This window comes from Candidatus Uhrbacteria bacterium (assembly GCA_016699205.1).
Taxonomy (GTDB): Bacteria; Patescibacteriota; Patescibacteriia; order 2-12-FULL-60-25; family 2-12-FULL-60-25; genus CAIXDN01.
On record CP064964.1, the window covers coordinates 112,044 to 127,617 of the forward strand.

15 protein-coding genes and 3 tRNA genes are annotated in these 15,574 nt (G+C 49.9%); 6 read left to right on the plus strand and 12 right to left on the minus strand.

Annotation, left to right across the window (positions count from 1 at the left end; translation table 11 throughout):
* Positions 1 to 20: 20 nt before the first annotated feature.
* From IPH19_00620 to IPH19_00640, 5 genes are all read right to left on the minus strand, one after another.
* Positions 21 to 458 (minus strand): DUF1801 domain-containing protein, encoded by a 438-nt coding sequence (locus IPH19_00620; GenBank protein ID QQR60957.1) that lies wholly within the window; start codon positions 456 to 458, stop codon positions 21 to 23.
* Positions 455 to 889, minus strand: coding sequence for a GNAT family N-acetyltransferase (locus IPH19_00625; protein ID QQR60958.1), 435 nt, complete (start codon positions 887 to 889; stop codon positions 455 to 457). Before IPH19_00625 ends, IPH19_00620 begins: the two co-directional genes overlap by 4 nt.
* A 22-nt stretch (positions 890 to 911) precedes the next feature.
* Positions 912 to 1,757 (minus strand): hypothetical protein, encoded by an 846-nt coding sequence (locus IPH19_00630; GenBank protein QQR60959.1) that lies wholly within the window; start codon positions 1,755 to 1,757, stop codon positions 912 to 914.
* Between the two features lie 69 nt (positions 1,758 to 1,826).
* Positions 1,827 to 1,915 (minus strand) — tRNA-Ser (locus IPH19_00635).
* Between the two features lie 49 nt (positions 1,916 to 1,964).
* Positions 1,965 to 2,687 (minus strand): hypothetical protein, encoded by a 723-nt coding sequence (locus IPH19_00640; GenBank protein ID QQR60960.1) that lies wholly within the window; start codon positions 2,685 to 2,687, stop codon positions 1,965 to 1,967.
* A 102-nt stretch (positions 2,688 to 2,789) separates the two neighbouring features.
* On the opposite strand from IPH19_00640, the gene IPH19_00645 reads away from it, so the two are divergent.
* From IPH19_00645 to bcp, 4 genes are all read left to right on the plus strand, one after another.
* Positions 2,790 to 2,878 (plus strand) — tRNA-Ser (locus tag IPH19_00645).
* Positions 2,879 to 2,941: 63 nt separating this feature from the next.
* Positions 2,942 to 5,575, plus strand: a complete 2,634-nt coding sequence (locus tag IPH19_00650; protein ID QQR60961.1) for a peptidoglycan-binding protein — start codon at positions 2,942 to 2,944, stop codon at positions 5,573 to 5,575.
* Positions 5,576 to 5,648: 73 nt separating this feature from the next.
* Positions 5,649 to 5,870, plus strand: coding sequence for a helix-turn-helix domain-containing protein (locus IPH19_00655; protein ID QQR60962.1), 222 nt, complete (start codon positions 5,649 to 5,651; stop codon positions 5,868 to 5,870).
* Between the two features lie 57 nt (positions 5,871 to 5,927).
* Complete coding sequence (bcp, locus tag IPH19_00660; GenBank protein ID QQR60963.1) at positions 5,928 to 6,392, plus strand: thioredoxin-dependent thiol peroxidase; 465 nt, start codon at positions 5,928 to 5,930, stop codon at positions 6,390 to 6,392.
* A gap of 37 nt (positions 6,393 to 6,429) precedes the next feature.
* Here bcp and IPH19_00665 read toward each other — a convergent pair.
* Positions 6,430 to 6,506, minus strand: a tRNA-Arg gene (locus tag IPH19_00665).
* Positions 6,507 to 6,515: 9 nt separating this feature from the next.
* Positions 6,516 to 7,025 (minus strand): hypothetical protein, encoded by a 510-nt coding sequence (locus IPH19_00670; GenBank protein QQR60964.1) that lies wholly within the window; start codon positions 7,023 to 7,025, stop codon positions 6,516 to 6,518.
* 70 nt (positions 7,026 to 7,095) lie between these two features.
* Here IPH19_00670 and IPH19_00675 point away from each other — a divergent pair, with 70 nt between their 5' ends.
* Both IPH19_00675 and IPH19_00680 read left to right on the plus strand, forming a co-directional pair.
* The gene (locus tag IPH19_00675) at positions 7,096 to 8,121 is read left to right on the plus strand and encodes a hypothetical protein (GenBank protein QQR60965.1); all 1,026 of its coding nucleotides are present in this window, start codon (positions 7,096 to 7,098) and stop codon (positions 8,119 to 8,121) included.
* Positions 8,031 to 9,170, plus strand: coding sequence for a hypothetical protein (locus IPH19_00680; protein QQR60966.1), 1,140 nt, complete (start codon positions 8,031 to 8,033; stop codon positions 9,168 to 9,170). Before IPH19_00675 ends, IPH19_00680 begins: the two co-directional genes overlap by 91 nt.
* On the opposite strand, the gene radA is transcribed toward IPH19_00680, so the two are convergent.
* Genes radA through IPH19_00705 form a run of 5 tightly spaced genes read right to left on the minus strand, consistent with a single transcriptional unit; the run spans position 9,158 to position 15,563 of the window.
* Complete coding sequence (radA, locus tag IPH19_00685) at positions 9,158 to 10,477, minus strand: DNA repair protein RadA (protein ID QQR60967.1); 1,320 nt, start codon at positions 10,475 to 10,477, stop codon at positions 9,158 to 9,160. The genes IPH19_00680 and radA overlap by 13 nt on opposite strands.
* 1 nt (position 10,478) lies before the next feature.
* The gene (locus tag IPH19_00690) at positions 10,479 to 12,005 is read right to left on the minus strand and encodes a transglycosylase SLT domain-containing protein (GenBank protein QQR60968.1); all 1,527 of its coding nucleotides are present in this window, start codon (positions 12,003 to 12,005) and stop codon (positions 10,479 to 10,481) included.
* Positions 12,006 to 12,046: 41 nt separating this feature from the next.
* Positions 12,047 to 13,648, minus strand: coding sequence for a hypothetical protein (locus IPH19_00695; protein ID QQR60969.1), 1,602 nt, complete (start codon positions 13,646 to 13,648; stop codon positions 12,047 to 12,049).
* 4 nt (positions 13,649 to 13,652) lie between these two features.
* Positions 13,653 to 14,324 (minus strand): DsbA family protein, encoded by a 672-nt coding sequence (locus tag IPH19_00700; GenBank protein QQR60970.1) that lies wholly within the window; start codon positions 14,322 to 14,324, stop codon positions 13,653 to 13,655.
* A gap of 3 nt (positions 14,325 to 14,327) precedes the next feature.
* Complete coding sequence (locus IPH19_00705) at positions 14,328 to 15,563, minus strand: hypothetical protein (protein ID QQR60971.1); 1,236 nt, start codon at positions 15,561 to 15,563, stop codon at positions 14,328 to 14,330.
* Positions 15,564 to 15,574: the final 11 nt, after the last annotated feature.

Genomic DNA, 15,574 nt, shown 5'->3' on the forward strand with positions numbered 1-15,574 from the left:
AGTATGTATATTATAGTTAATTACTTTTCAGTTTTATACCGTTTCTTCATCTCAGCGTAAGAGCGCTTTATAACAGCCCTAAGTACTTTGAGATCTATATCCTCAATGCTTTTTATCGCAAGACATGATTTGCCAGAGAATTTGTACTTGCCGAGATTTTCCATGTCTTTTTTGCCATTCTCCCAGCCAATCATATTGTATAAAGTAAAGCCGGCCGATGAGCTTGTGAAGCCCGTGATGAGATGGGTATGTTCACCGCCTTTGCTATCTAGGTAGTGATATTTTCCAAAGCCAAATATCTTGTTCCACATTACACAGGGCGAGCCTGTGACTTTTGTGTATAGGTCAATCAATGCAAGTGCTTCACGATGCTTTTTTTCTTTTCCCTTGAGGTTTTCTTTCAAAAACGTTTCAGGACTAATGGCTGTTGGTTGCGTTTTGTTGGTGTATGTTTTCATACGTTGAAATTAAAATGATTAACCGCAACTTCTTTGCCTCCTATTGCACGGTAAAAGGCGACCGCGCCCTCGTCTTCAGACTCAGCCTCGACAAAAATCGTCTCCACACCGCGTCCTCGTGCTTCTTGCTTCAATGCTTCCATAAGCTGTGCGCCTAGTCCTCGCTTTTGAAACTCAGGATGTACAGCAATGTCGTAGATATACATCTCCTTTGTCCCGTGAATCGGTGTCATTGCAAAAGCGACTAATCCACCGACAATACGCGCCTCTACGACCGCTCCCATGATCACACAAGCACTGTTTTGGAGCATTGAGGATAGATACGAGTCTGACGTGCTGTATTCAGACTCAAATGCAAGCGTAAAAACAGCAACAAGCTCTTTTAGCTCATCGAGATTTTCTAATTTTTTTATTGTTGAGTGATTATCCATACAGACTATTCTAAACTTTAACTTATTGTTTTCGAGTGTCCATGTACTTTTTAGCGACTTTGACGGCGATGCTTCCACCCGGAACAAACATGCCAACCGCATCGGCGCCGACATCAAAGAGGAAGTTCTGATCCAGAATTTTACCCATGTATTCTTTGAAGACACGGCTACCTGTACGGATTTCTCCGGTTAAGCCATCGACTTCCAAGATGGCTTCTTTTTGTTTGGATGCCCAGGCGTATTTGAAGGCGTAGACAGGGCGATAGTAGAGATCGACGCGGGCGACTTCTACTTCTTCCGCCAGAATCTTGTCGGCGTGGATGCCTTTGATCATTTTGGAGAGCGAGTCACGCATGATAGCCGAAACTCGCGCTTGAGGCGGAACAAGAATAGCGCCTTCCTCGACTTCATCTTTTAACTGACCCGTGACTTCGAACGGTGTCATCGAGATATATTTTTGAAGTTCTGCAGATGGTTTGGCCGTAATTCCATCGACAATAAGATCTTCATGCTCTTCTTGCAGACAATGCTCGGTGACGGGAACATGGATATGACCATTTTGAACATCGTATTCCACATCGTGAACCGTGACGCTTTTCACTTCTTTGCCGCTTGTCTGGATTTGGTAATTGGCGGAACGGAGATATTCGTAACGGGCATTGGTTACGACATGCCAAAAAGGCTCATAGCGATGTTCGCTATAAACGAGAGTGAAGTCTTCATCCTTTGGCTTACTTAAAAGACTCGTGACTTTGCTGAACGCATCAAAAGCCGTCACCTTTTTCTGCCAAGCGCGTTCTTTGGCGATCTCCGGAGTAATCTGGTCTCTGAGAAGGAGAATTCTTTGGGTAGCGATATTGATTTCCATAGACGTAGTGGAGAGTATCACGGAAAGCGGTTATTTCCGCAAAAGCGACCCTTGTGGGTCGCTTTTGTATGGCGGAGAGGGTGAGATTCGAACTCACGGTACCTTTTGGGTACGGCAGATTTCAAGTCTGCTGCTTTAGACCACTCAGCCACCTCTCCATTGGTCTAGCGGGGATAAAATACGTCATCAGAGGCCTTTTGTCGAATGTTATTCAGCTCTTATCAGAACGAGCTGCTTGCTCGACTCGGCGTCAATCGACATCTCTCCTTGATAATATCCGTACTCATGAAGCTTAAACACCAGTCTATCCTTGGAAGCACTGTCGATAACTCCCCAATATCTGAACTTTTCCGGCCGTCTACTGTTCAGTGCTGTTGCAAATGAAATCGTGTATGTGCCGTTAGGAAGCGGGCTGAGACCGACGGTCCCGGTGGTGTAGAACTGTTCATCGAGACCACGGTATAAAACCATACTCATTTGATGATCGGATGCTTCCACATTCTTGAGATCAAAGGTTAGCTGAGTACCAGCAAAATTTGTCTTCCATTTACCCTCCATTATTTCGCGGATAGCGGGTAATCCGCGAACCGCGCGCTCGGAAGATTGTTGCATGAAAAATTGACTCAAGAAAATCCGTCCAACGATAATTACTGGTATGAGGAATGCACAAACAAGATATATTGATATGGTCTTGACTCGGTTTTGACCCTTGGCGAGAAAAATGATCGGCGTCAGCAAGATCATGAGTATGATAAACGGCCCCCCATAAAGCAGCGCCAGAATAAACCATGGGACGGAGGCCGAGCCCCCATAGCCCAAAGCGCTTATCGCCAGGAATCCAATGTAAAGGTTTCCAAGAAAAAATGCGATAACTAGACAGATAATAGCCACGATAAGTCCCGTTTTGGTCGAGTGCGGTGTTTCATTCATACTGCAATGTTCGATAGGATGTTAACATAATGCCGTACTTATGTCGATTTTACGGCCTTGAACAGAAGTTATTTTTGATCTAAGCTAGCTCCGCTTCAGCATGGAGAGGTACCCAAGAGGCTGAAGGGGGGAGATTGCTAATCTCCTAGGGTCGAAAGGCCGCGAGGGTTCGAATCCCTCCCTCTCCGCCATAAAACCGCGTCTCAAACAGACGCGGTTTTATGAAAATATGCTCATTGGACTAATATTCACTTATGGACTCTCCTGTATTCATTCAATTGTTTCGACGTCTCTTGCCTGGAATGTTTATCTGCGCAGTGCTTTTTTCAAATATTACTATTGTGCAGGCTGCGCCTGTGACCGTTGCAGGCTTTGAATTAAATGGATTGCTTGGCTCTGAAGCAACTTTCAATGCGACAACCAATGACGTTGATCTTGAGACGGTCACTCTTTCCAGAGGGGCTGGGATTTCACCTTCAGCCTTAGGCAATGCCTTTTCAGCCAGCTCTTTTGTTGTCGGGGGGCTAAAGGCGAATGCAATTTCTAGTAATGAATTTTTTCAGGTGACGATACAGCCTCGCAACGGCATGAGTTTTTCACTACAGGCCATCAATTTTAATCTTCGGAGAAGCGGTACTGGTCCAAACGCATATCAGTGGCAATACAGTCTGGACGGTTTTGCTACAACTGGTACCGATGTTGGTGCTGAGGGCTCATATACCGGGACAGGCACGAATGGTGCTGCCATGACTCCAATAGACCTGTCATCCGTTACCGCATTGCAAAACATACCATCTGGATCTCCCGTCACGTTTCGACTTTACGCCTGGGGGGCCACGGGCGCACCAGGCACGATTGCTTTTGGGAGACTTGCGGGTAATGATCTAGAATTCATTGGCGAATCTGGACCTGGGAATATCGTGGCTTTTGAAGAGGCCGGACAGCCTGGAGATCAAGCGAGCCATGGGGCAACGACTCTGAACGCCTCCATTGCATCGGCCACCCTCACGAGAGGATCTGGTTTGAACCCATCTGGGCTGCTTAACGCATTTTCATCAAATGGCTATTTTGTCGCAGGCACAAAAACGAATGCGATACAAGAAAATGATTTCATCCAGATACATATTCCCGTTAAAGACGGTTTCCGCATGTCCCTTTCCGAGATGAATTATGTCATTCGAAGAAGCGCTCAGGGCCCCATGACGTTTCAGTGGCAATATAGCCTTGATGAGTTTTCCACTTCTGGAACTGATTTAGGATCTGAAATCACTTATAGCGGTACGGATGATTTAGGAGTCACTCAAACCGCCATTCCTCTAAGCGGATTGCTACCACTTCAAGGAGCAAGGATACTCACGTTGAGACTGTATGCTTGGGGTGCTACATCTTCTAACGGTACGTTTGCTCTTGGTAGAGAAAGTGGACCGGATTTTGAGCTATCTGGCACGGTTTCACCCAACATCATTTTAGGATTTGATGCGAACACCTTGTCCGGCAATGAGTCGCTTTTTCCAGCAACATTCTTGAATACACAGCTGCTATCCACTCAGGTGAGTAGAGGAGTCGGAATTGATCCGACTCTGGCAAGTAACTCGTATGCTTCTGTGAACTTCCTAACGGGTGCTACGAGCACAAATGCCGTAACAAATGATGAATACTATCAGTTTCATGTACAGTCGCAAACAGGCTATTACATTACCCTTACCAATCTTTTTCAAACTAATCTGCGTACGTTTTCCGGTCCGACCACCTATCAATGGCAGTATAGTTTAAACGAATTTGCCACGCCCGGGATTATTCTTGGAACACCCCAGGTTTATACGGGAACAGATGCGAACGGAAGAACCGCGACAACTACCGCTCCAGCAGATGTTCCCACGCTCCAAAACGTCACGAGCGTTTCATTGCGTATGTATGCGTGGGGTGCATCCGCCACCACAGGCACGTTTTCTTACGGAAGACTTACAGGTAATGATTTATCTCTCTCGGGCGAGGTGACTATCTTTAGAAATTTTGTCACCTATTCTGCTGGAGATGGCGGCGTGATATCCGGATCATCTACTCAATATATCGATTACAATTCTTCGACCATCGCTGTTACGGCAACGCCGTTTACCTTAAATCAATTCTCGCATTGGAGCGACGGGAGAACAGATAACCCAAGACAGGATTATAACGTCACCACAACGCAAACATACACCGCCTATTTCAAGGCTCGGCAGGCCACTTCAACAGGAGGCGGCGGCTCTTTTATACCGCCTAAAGGCATTGGCAGAGGGAAGCGTGATGTAACCGTTGAAATAGATAAGACCCAAACGATCGGCGAGGTTGATGAACAAGGTATTAATTTTCTTGCAAAAATACGTAGTACAGGCCTTTTCACCTTAGATGACGCTCCGTTAGCAGAACATGCTATTCAGCTGGTCAGTGTTGACTTGAATGTGCCTCGAGTCGTTCTCCGTTTCAATTCCATGGCTAATACTCAATCGTTTGCTCTCGGTGATTCGCGTACCATTGATTTGAATAGTGATGGTATTGCAGACATCTCGGCGACGTTTGCCCATGTCTATATCAATAGAATTGAAATCACATTAAAGAAGTTACATCAAAAGACTTTATTATCGGAAAGGGTTTCTCCGGGTTTTCGTTTTACTCGTGAGCTCAAAACTGGCTCGTTAGGTGATGATGTGAAGGCATTGCAGCTGTTCCTTAACTCCAACGGCTTTCTTGTGGCTGCAAGCGGTCCTGGTTCAAAAGGAAAGGAAACGACACGATTTGGAGCTGGAACCCGCGAGGCTCTCAGACGCTATCAAAAAACTCATGGGATACGGGCTACCGGTATCCTCGGACCGCTTTCACGTGCCCATATTCAGGCGAACTCGAGGTAGGGGCTTGACGATTTTTACCAAACGGCTATAGTACGCATCGTTCAGTTGTTATTCTTTTATTTCGAGACTAGATATGAGCAAAACTCCAAAATATAATCTTTCCAAACTTGCGGCCAAGATCAAGGGTCTTCGCGCCAAGCATGAATTGACTCGTGACGAGCTTTCCAAGAAAGCCAAGGTCAACTACAACACGATCATCAAGCTTGAGAGCGGCGCCAACAAGAACCCGACAATCAAGACCTTGATCGGAATCGCCATGGTGTTCAAGACTTCGGTCGAGGATATCATCGCCTAAGCCGTACAAAACCCCGCCTGATGGCGGGGTTTTGATTAGGGCGATATAATCGACTATATGCTTAAACAAGGAACCAAGGCACCGGAATTTACTCTGCCGGATCAGGAAGGAAAGATGCATTCGTTGAAAGACCAGAAAGGGAAGTGGACACTGATTTATTTCTATCCAAAGGACGATACACCAGGATGTACGGTTGAAGCGTGTACGATCCGCGATAACTACGGATCATTCAAGAAAATGGGGATCACGGTTTGGGGCATTAGCATTGATCCGGTCAAGAAACACGCCAAGTTTGTCGAGAAATACGATTTGCCATTCACGCTGCTTTCCGATGAAAAGAAGGAGGTTGTGGAGGCTTACAAGATCTGGGGCAAGAAAAAGTTCATGGGGCGCGAGTATATGGGTACAAATCGCGTGAGCTTTTTGATCGATGACAAAGGCAAGATCGCTAAAGTGTATGAAGAAGTGAAGCCAGCCAAGCACGCCGAGGAAGTGCTGGCAGATGCGAAGGAAATGAAATAGGAATAAAAAAAGCCACCCTCGACGGGTGGCTTTTTTATGGTGCGGCCGAAACGATTCGAACGTTTGACCTCTTCCTTCGCAGGGAAGCGCTCTATCCAGCTGAGCTACGGCCGCCAACAACCATTAAATCTTTAATAGCCGCCCGATTATATCAGAAAGATGCTCTCCTTGCAAGTCCAGATCCTCTTGAAGGTACTGGCGCAAATGGCTGCGTAGTTCCACGGGGTCTTGGTCGATCAGCTCCAAGCGCATGCGCTGGGCCAAGGTTGCTTTTGGCTCAATATAGAGGACTTTGGCCATTGGAGGCTGATACACGATGCCAAAGTTGCCGATATCCTGAAACAGGTGAAGTTTACCGTCTACAACGATGCCATTGTCGCCGATTTGAACGAGGATATGGCGAGGCTCTTGGCTGCCGACCAACAATATAATGATGGCGGAGAGAAAGATGATAAAAGCGAACAAGAAATTAGCCGTCCAAACAGCATAAGCGATTAGCAAAACCGACAGAACGGCTAGCCCGAAATACCAGGTTTTTCCGCGCTCATGCTTATCAAAAGCCGGCATTTCCCAGACAAAGCGGTCTTGGGATGAAATCATGGCGTCCTCGACTTCCGAGGGAAAAGATCGCATATATCGGCCATTGTAGCATAGAACATCAGGCATAGAACATTTATCGCACATGCTCTATGCTCTATGCCATATGCTGCGCTGGGAGGAACCCGTCTCATTCGTTAAAGGAGCGACAGCCCCGGTGCGTAAAGCCTGGGAGAGCTTAGGTATCCGGACGATCGGGGATCTCTTGCTGACACTTCCACGCCGATACGATGACTTCTCCCAAATCGCTAAGATTGCTAATGCGCAGAATGGCGATTTCGTGACGCTCGAGGGAACCGTTGTTAAATGCATCAAGCTCAATACCTTTCGTAAGCGTTTTGCCGTTTTCAGACTGATGTTTGAGGACGAGACCGGAAAGTTGAATGCGAACTTTTTTAATCAGCCTTGGGTTTTGGAAGAATTCAAACCAGGTCGAAAAATCTTTTTGTCTGGAAAGATTCAAATTAAAGCACCTTACGGAAAAACACTCGTAAGCAAGATTTGGGAACCAGCAGAAGCCCGAACATTAGCTGCAGGAAAGGTCGCGCCGGTTTATGGTTTGGCTGGAACATTGATACAGAAAACGTATCGACGTTTGATGCAGTATGTTTTAGAGAATGTCGAGTGGCCGGAAGACGCTGTTGATAAGGCTGAACTTGATCGATTAAAACTTTTGTCACTGCAAGAGGCTGTTCGAGCTGTCCATGAACCAAATTCTAGTGAGCATGCCGAGCAGGGACGGCGCCGATTGGCTTTTGATGAAGTTCTTGGCTATCAACTTGCGCTTGGCGCTGAAAGAAAGCGCGCGACAAAAGCAGGTGCGCCCGCGATTACCTTTGATCAAATTTTTGCCAAGAAATTTGTGGAGGGTTTGCCGTATCCATTGACCGGAGACCAGAAGAAATCGGTGTGGGCGGCTTTGCAGGATATGGAGCGCGATCAGCCGATGCGTCGGCTCATCCAAGGCGATGTTGGTTCAGGAAAAACGGTTGTCGCGGCTTTTTGGCTGCGCATGTGCATCGACAGGGACATTCAGCTGTCTTGCTCGCACCAACAGATATTTTGGCGAGACAGCACGCGCTTACATTCCAGCGCCTGTTTGCAACGCATAATATTCCATTTGCGTTGGTGACGAGAACGGAAAAGAGACTCTATCAAGGCAGAAATGAGGAACCGATGAAGGTAGGGCAGATTGAATCGCTGGCGGAGCAGGGGAATATCGTGATGGTCGGCACACATGCCTTGCTTGAGAATGGGCGTTTGCCTAAGGATTTGGCTCTGGCGATTGTGGATGAACAGCATCGATTTGGCGTAGGGCAGCGTGAAGCGTTATTACTCGGTTCGCGAGATGACGGGCATGTTCCGCATCTCTTATCGATGACAGCGACGCCGATTCCTCGGACATTGGCGCTGACTCTGTACGGGGATTTGGATATTTCACTCATCGTCGAAAAGCCAGCCGGACGTTTGCCGATTACGACGAAAGTTTGTCATGGAGAGCAACGCGAGAAGGCGTATCAGGCGATTCGTGATGCGATCGGACGTAAAGAGAAAGCGTATATTGTTTGTCCGCTGATTGATCCTTCGGATGCGCTTGGAGTTACATCGGTGACGGAGGCGTTGAAGAACTTATCGAAGGGACCGCTTGAAGGGATCAAGCTTGGTTTGCTGCATGGTCGATTGAAACCAAAAGAAAAAGAAGAAACGATGGAGGCGTTTAAAAATGGCGATGTCGATGTTTTGATCGCGACAAGCGTGATTGAAGTCGGCGTGGACGTTCCGCAGGCGACAGTGATCGCTATTGAAGGCGCTGAGCGATTTGGATTGGCACAGCTTCATCAATTACGCGGACGTGTCGGAAGATCAAGCCTGCCGAGCTCCTGTTACTTGCTGACGGATACCGAAGGGCCTGGATTGGAGCGCTTGATGACGATGGAACGCGTACAGGATGGCTTCCGATTAGCAGAAGAGGATTTGAAGCTGCGTGGAAGCGGACAATTGCTCGGAACGCAGCAGAGCGGCCATGAGGCGCTTACCATCGCCAGAATTACGGATGGTGAAATTATTTCCCAAGCGAGAGATGAAGCTCGGAAAATTCTTGATACGGATCCAGATTTATCAAAACATCCGCTTTGGAAACGTGCCGTCGAGGGGATGCGGGACTCGGCTCACTTGGAATAGAGCGCAATCGCATCTTTCAGATGCTTGCATTCAGCCGGAGTAATGAAACGTGTGAAGCCGAGGCGTTTTGCTTCTTTGAGGCGCATATCCATGCGGGCTACAGGTCGGATTTCACCGGTTAAACCCACTTCTCCCCAAACAGCGAGATCGTCCGGAAGAGGTTTATCGAGTTTGGCCGAAGCAGCGGCCAGACAAATAGCGAGGTCAACCGCGGTTTCTTTTGCCTCGATACCGCCAACAGCATTAGCAAAGACATCTTGATCGCCAAAACCTACGCCTGCACGACGGCCCATGACGGCGAGGAGCAAACTAAGTCGATTGAGATCGATACCGGAGGCGCGGCGAAGGGGAGTGCCGTAGCCGGCTGGGGTTACGAGAGCCTGTAATTCGACGAGAATCGGGCGCTGGCCTTCGAGAAGGCACGTGACGACGGTTCCTGGGGCTTGTTTTGGGCGGTCAGCGAGGAGGGCGGCGCTTGGATCCTCGACAACGGAGAGGCCGGACTCGTTCATCGTTAGGAGGGCGGAGGCGTCCGTGGTGCCAAAGCGGTGTTTGGTGACACGCATCAAGCGAAACGCGTGGCTGCGGTCGCCTTCCATCATGATGACGGTGTCGACGAGGTGCTCGAGTAGACGCGGTCCGGCGAGATCGCCTTCTTTGTTTACTTGTCCAACGAGAATGACTGGCACTCCGGATTTTTTAGCCGTTTCTGCAATCCAACCTGCGCTCGCGCGGACTTGGGACATGTTTCCTGGTTCACCTGGAACTTCTGGAGCACGCATCGACTGAATAGAGTCGACGATGGTGAGGCCGGGCTTTGTTTCAGAGATGGTTGAAGCGACAACGTCGGCAGAGGTCTCATCAAGAAAGAGCAGAGACGAGGGAAGTGTTTTAGAAAGACGTTTGAGACGTAATGAAACTTGCGAAGGGGATTCCTCACCTGTGACGTATAAAACCGTTTTTCCTTGCGCAGCAACGGAGAGTGCAAGCTGGGCGAGGAGTGTTGATTTACCGATGCCAGGCTCACCACCAAGAAGCGTGACTGATCCGGAGACAAGTCCGCCGGAGAGGAGCTCGTCCCAAACGGATAAGCCGGTTTTATTACGGGGGATTTCTCCTGCGGCGGCGAGGTCGACAAAGGAGGATGTTTTACCTGGCTTTGATGAAGCGTGTTGCGTGACGCGTGACGCGTGAACCTCCTCTTCTGCGACTGTTCCCCATTTTCCGCATTCTGAACAGCGCCCGGCCCATTTCTGGTACTGGGCGCCGCAATTTGTGCAAGTGAACAATGTCTGTGGAGGTTTCATGTCAGGTTACAGGACAGGCAGATCGTGGCACGGTCGGCGTGCTCACGCCATAGCCTACGGCTGTGTCTGCCACCCCGCGCGCAAACGACATGCGTGTGTCGTGGTTGGGCGGGAGAGATCGGCCTCGACGGGCGGAGTTTTCTTCCCAGAATGTCGTAGCCGCTTCATCGTATTGCTCATTTGTTGCATTGCAACCTACTCGACGAACAACAGATTGCAGCGCTCCACCTCCGGAGTTATGGGCGAAATAGAGCAACGTCACGTAACGGTGCGCATCGGTGAGGCCGGGACAAAGACGATTAATGAGTGAGGCGCCTTGGCGCAACTGGCCGACGGAGGCCGCGGCCGTGTTGATTTCCGGGTTGACCAAACGATTGCAATCTTCTGCACGACCGTGACTGCGCAGAGCGCATGTGTCCGGACGGACTTGAAACAATCCTGTGTAACCCCAGCGATTAGTGACACATTCTCGGAAACCAGACTCCTTGTAAGCGACGGCTTTTAAGATACGCCAGTCCAAGCCGGCGCAACCGGCATACCTCTGGAAGAGGGAGTCATAGGTAGAGTCACTTCTGGAACGGCGAGGGGCATCGCACGAGGAGGATGGTGTACCTGCCGGTGCTTCACCAAATTCTTCCACTCCACCGGCTTCTTCCAACGTTACTCCCGCAACATATCCAAGTTCTAGCGTCTTTAGCTGGGTTGTTGCGGGACTGATCGTGTTTAAAATCGCAAACGCAGCCAAAGTGATAATCATGCCCATGATCGCATCGGTGATAATGCGTTTTCCGTTTTGAATACTGCCTACGCCAGCCGAGCCTACGAGATAAAGAAAGCCTCCGTATACGACCATCACGATCGCGACCACGAGGATAATGCCGGTGAGATAACGATAGACAGCGTTGATGTAGCCGGCGAGAAACGCGACACGCACGACGCCGCCTTCACGCGTCGGGGCCTCGGGAGTAAAGCCGGGGATTGGGGTGCCAAGTTGGGGGGTGATAGGGACAAACTCCGGTTCAGGCGTCTCTTCTGCCGAGGAATCGGATGAGGAGGAGGGGAGTCCAACACCGCAGGTTCTTCCCGAAATTCTGTCGCCAACACATCTGATTCCTACATTACAGTCTGCATCGCTAGTACAGGCACCTCCCATTGGTTGGCGACACGTACCAGAGACACATGTCGTGTCGCCGGCACAAGGGCGTGATTCGTTACACGATAAGCGTGTGTCGATTGTTGATGGATCAAACGGACCGCCTGATGCTCCGGTGGTGACGACGCATACGTTACGGCTAAAACCTTCCGGAGTTGCGCACGATTCCGAGGCGTTACATTCCGTTGCGGAACCAAAAATATCTGCGGGCGGAGTGCATGTCTTAAAGCAAAAACGAGAACCTACAGCTCCGATACAAATTTGTCCGGAGGGGCATGCATCCGCGGCGCCGCACGGGCCTACTTGAGCCGCAGCGGGCATTACGGATGTAAAAAGTCCTACGACGCAAATAAAGAGTGTGAGAACGACGCGCATATTTGTATTTTACATTAAAAAACCCGATGGACCAATTGATACTAAGGGTTTCCCATTGGACGCCATGCCCAAATACAGATTTTTGGATTAGCACGATTGCGTGACGACGATACAAGATTCGACAGGTATGATCTGGCGCTGCTGTATGCCTGCATTCCACTCAATGTAACCTCCAGGCCTGCATTTTCAGAGGCTCTCCGGCCTCCACCGGAAGAAATATCCCCGCGTCCACCTGAACCCATCTCCATCATCTCATACCCAAGTCCTGCGCCGCCCGTGTACATGAAAACGTGTCCAGCATTTTCACCGATATACGAAATAACATCTCCAAAACGCAGACGCGAAATAACACCATCGATATGACCTTCTGTAATTGTTCCGCCTAAGTCATCACGCTCCAGTCGAAAAACGTAGAGTGACTCGTCTGAGGGACCTTGAGGTCTACAATTTCCCCCAACATTTGTAGGCCGATTTCCCATAACACGAGTGCGTCCTTCAGATCCGGCAAAACACATGTACAGATCACGTACAGTCGTCGCACAGTCTCCGCAAAGGAGTCCAGCCGTGTTTGCCCTTGAGGTCACCAGTCGATCGTATTCAGCCCTCCAGGCGCTTAAACACTGAGTGTCGTTAGATGCAACGAGTTGATTACAGGGGCTCGTCAATCGAACGTTTCCCTCAAAGCCTTCAAGGAGCCCGCGTAGGTAATTCGCCTGACCGTGATTACCACGACAGCTTGCGTCTCCACCTCTTATATAAATCGCACCTCCCTCATCTGCGCCAACCGTTTTCCAGACTCGTACAATTTCTTTTAGTTTCTCTACCTTTTGAGGGTAAGACAGCGACATGCCGTTGCGTGACCCACAGACTGCCAACATTCGCGCTCGCCAAGTCCCGGCTTCACCGCCGGCGGGAAGGTCTGAAGCAGATCTATAAGCTTCCTCATCTCCTAGCGAGCCTAAACTTTCCTGAAGTCTAAAATCGAGCTCCACACGTTTTACAAATGCTAATTCCAATACCTTTAGATTTGTTGTATCCGGATTAATAATGTTCAAGATTCCGAAAGAAGCTAAAATGAGGAGCATCCCCACGATCGCATCCGTAATAATTTTTTTCCCTCTTTTGATTTCTCCGATTCCTGCGGAACCGCCAAGATAGAGGAAGCCTCCGTAGACGCACATAACGATCGCGATGACGAGCGCGATGGTCGCAAGATATCGATACGCGGCATTAATGTACTCTGCTAAAAATGCGACTCGAACTAGACCACCCTCTTGTGACGCTGGGGTTAAGCTGCCACCAGGAATCGGCACCCCGAGTTGTGGGGTGATCGGCACAAAGGGTACCTCTGTTACAGCCTCTTCCGTAGATTCCGATGAGGAGCTTGGAGGAGCTGAGAGTTCACAGACATCTTGTCCGATTCCGGTTGGGCGTCCGCACGATTCTCCAGCAGGGCACGCATCGATTGCGCCGCTGGCGGCTGCTGGATTGCAGGTTCTATAGCAGAGACGGGAGCCTTCCGGACCTACGCAAACTTGGCCGGGCGCACAGGTATTTGTACCACTACACGGACCGACTTGCGCGTGTACGCCCAACGGCAAAACGATCGCTGTGATGCAGATCGCGATGCGAAGGAACCGCATAGGTTTAAAAAATACGCGCCTTTAGGATCGCCCACTGGAATTCTCCTGCTTTGACGTAGCCGGTCAGGCTTTCATCGCCAATAAAAAATGTTGGGGCTCCGGTCATTCCGTGGTCTTTGGCGAGCTGGATATCGTTTTGAATATCGATGATGTGGCGGCCGGACTGAACGCACGTGTTAAAGGAGGAGACGTCGAGGCGCAGTTCCGTGGCCTTTGCCTGCAGAGATGGGAGATCGATCGTGCTCATCTTGAGGAGCGCGTCATGCATGTCCCAGAATCTGCCTTGGTCGTTTGCGCAACGTCCGGCGGAGGCGGCGAGGATGGCGTCGGGTCTGTCGCTTGCGACGGGCATATCGCGCCAAACGTGGCGGATACCCGTGGGATAGGCTGCAAGAATTGCGACGAGCTCCGGTTCCGACGCTCGGCAGTAGGCGCAGGTATAGTCGGCAAATTCTACAATGACGATTGCGTCTGTCGACGTGGAGCCGCGAGCGGGATCGGTAGAACGGATCGGGGGGAGTTGCGGCGCACCGAGTTGCGAGTCGGGAGTGTAAGCGGGACGCGTACCTGCTTGGAACGTCGAGACAGCACGGAAGATCAGGCTCCACGCCAACAACAAGCTCAACACGCCAAAGATGCCGAGAAATAGCCAAAGGAGACGGTTCCGATCGTCCATAGATTACAAGTCAAAGCGAATCAGCCGTCCGCTGATTTGATCGGTGAAGATTGCGGAGCGGCCATCTGGCGTAACGCTCATGTTTTGCACGGCGGCACCGCCTTGTGGCTGACCAAGGTTGATCTTTTCTCCCGTAGCCAAATTGATTTTCCAAATTTCGTCTGGGTTGTTCTGAAATATTTCTCGCTGGAGTCCGGCACCCTGTCCCAATCGAGTTGGTACGCCACAAATAAGCGTTTGCTCGCCCTGCCACGTGCACTTGTCTGCCCACGTGTTGATCTGGAGGTTTATGCGGTTAGCATTAATAGAATCGCCGGCGGCGCCGCTGACCCAAAGTGTTGGAAGGTAGTTATTTGCGCTGGTATGCACGGAGTACAAGAGGTTTTGACCGGAAGGAGCCCAGTTGGGAATAAATCCGCGGCCTTCTACGACCAAGCCTTTGAAGTTTTCTTGATTTTGACCAAGCAAAATAATCTGCTGACGATCAAGACCGAGCGGTTCCCCTGTAAAGGAATAGGCGACAATTTGATTATTTGGCGACCAGCTGGAATGGACTTTGTTTTGATTCTCCCCAAGGCTTTCAATTGGACGAGCATTGGTTCCATCAGGATTTGAGACAACGAGAAAGCGATTATCCTCATTGTTGCCTACGCTTTTGGCGACGATACGGTCATCGTCTGGAGAAAATTGAAAATCTTCCCAGTGTTTTGGAAGCGTCACCTGACGATCGTTGGAGAAATCATAGAGAATGTTGGAACCGTCCGGATAGTTGATGATCGCTTTGTCCGAAGAGTTGCCCCAGGCGACGGTATCGACATTGAAAAATGTTTGATTGCTCATGGGAACAGACTCGCCGCTTGTTGAGATGCGATAAAAACGTCCGTCTTCCGGATTGTAGCCACGGATTTGGCCGTTTTGTGAAACCGAGACAGAGCGTGTCGGGGTCGAGCGGAGGACTTGGGTGCGGGGAGCGGTGGGGATTCCTGTTGGAATAGAAGGCACGAATGGCGTGCCTGGTTGAACCGGCAAACCACCGGGACCGGTCGGAGTCGTCGTAGCAACTTGGGGACCGCCCGTACCTGCCGAAGGCAAGGTACCGCCAGGCTGAATGGTACCCGTAGGCGGTGTCACGACCGCTCCTGGTGGACGGAAGAATACCCAATAAATACCGAAGGCGATTCCAATAACAACCAGAAAAAAGCCTACGATCAAAAGGACACGTTGCAAGCGTTCGTTCATAGAACGATTAT

Excerpts from the sequence above, each read along its gene's own strand:
- IPH19_00690 (QQR60968.1), bottom strand. The coding sequence starts at position 12,005 with ATGCGCGTCGTTCTCACACTCTTTATTTGCGTCGTAGGACTTTTTACA.
- IPH19_00700 (QQR60970.1), bottom strand. The coding sequence starts at position 14,324 with ATGGACGATCGGAACCGTCTCCTTTGGCTATTTCTCGGCATCTTTGGC.
- IPH19_00625 (QQR60958.1), bottom strand. The coding sequence starts at position 889 with ATGGATAATCACTCAACAATAAAAAAATTAGAAAATCTCGATGAGCTA.
- radA (QQR60967.1), bottom strand. The coding sequence starts at position 10,477 with ATGAAACCTCCACAGACATTGTTCACTTGCACAAATTGCGGCGCCCAG.
- IPH19_00620 (QQR60957.1), bottom strand. The coding sequence starts at position 458 with ATGAAAACATACACCAACAAAACGCAACCAACAGCCATTAGTCCTGAA.
- IPH19_00675 (QQR60965.1), top strand. The coding sequence starts at position 7,096 with ATGCTGCGCTGGGAGGAACCCGTCTCATTCGTTAAAGGAGCGACAGCC.
- IPH19_00670 (QQR60964.1), bottom strand. The coding sequence starts at position 7,025 with ATGCGATCTTTTCCCTCGGAAGTCGAGGACGCCATGATTTCATCCCAA.
- IPH19_00705 (QQR60971.1), bottom strand. The coding sequence starts at position 15,563 with ATGAACGAACGCTTGCAACGTGTCCTTTTGATCGTAGGCTTTTTTCTG.
- IPH19_00695 (QQR60969.1), bottom strand. The coding sequence starts at position 13,648 with ATGCGGTTCCTTCGCATCGCGATCTGCATCACAGCGATCGTTTTGCCG.
- IPH19_00655 (QQR60962.1), top strand. The coding sequence starts at position 5,649 with ATGAGCAAAACTCCAAAATATAATCTTTCCAAACTTGCGGCCAAGATC.
- IPH19_00640 (QQR60960.1), bottom strand. The coding sequence starts at position 2,687 with ATGAATGAAACACCGCACTCGACCAAAACGGGACTTATCGTGGCTATT.
- IPH19_00650 (QQR60961.1), top strand. The coding sequence starts at position 2,942 with ATGGACTCTCCTGTATTCATTCAATTGTTTCGACGTCTCTTGCCTGGA.
- IPH19_00630 (QQR60959.1), bottom strand. The coding sequence starts at position 1,757 with ATGGAAATCAATATCGCTACCCAAAGAATTCTCCTTCTCAGAGACCAG.
- bcp (QQR60963.1), top strand. The coding sequence starts at position 5,928 with ATGCTTAAACAAGGAACCAAGGCACCGGAATTTACTCTGCCGGATCAG.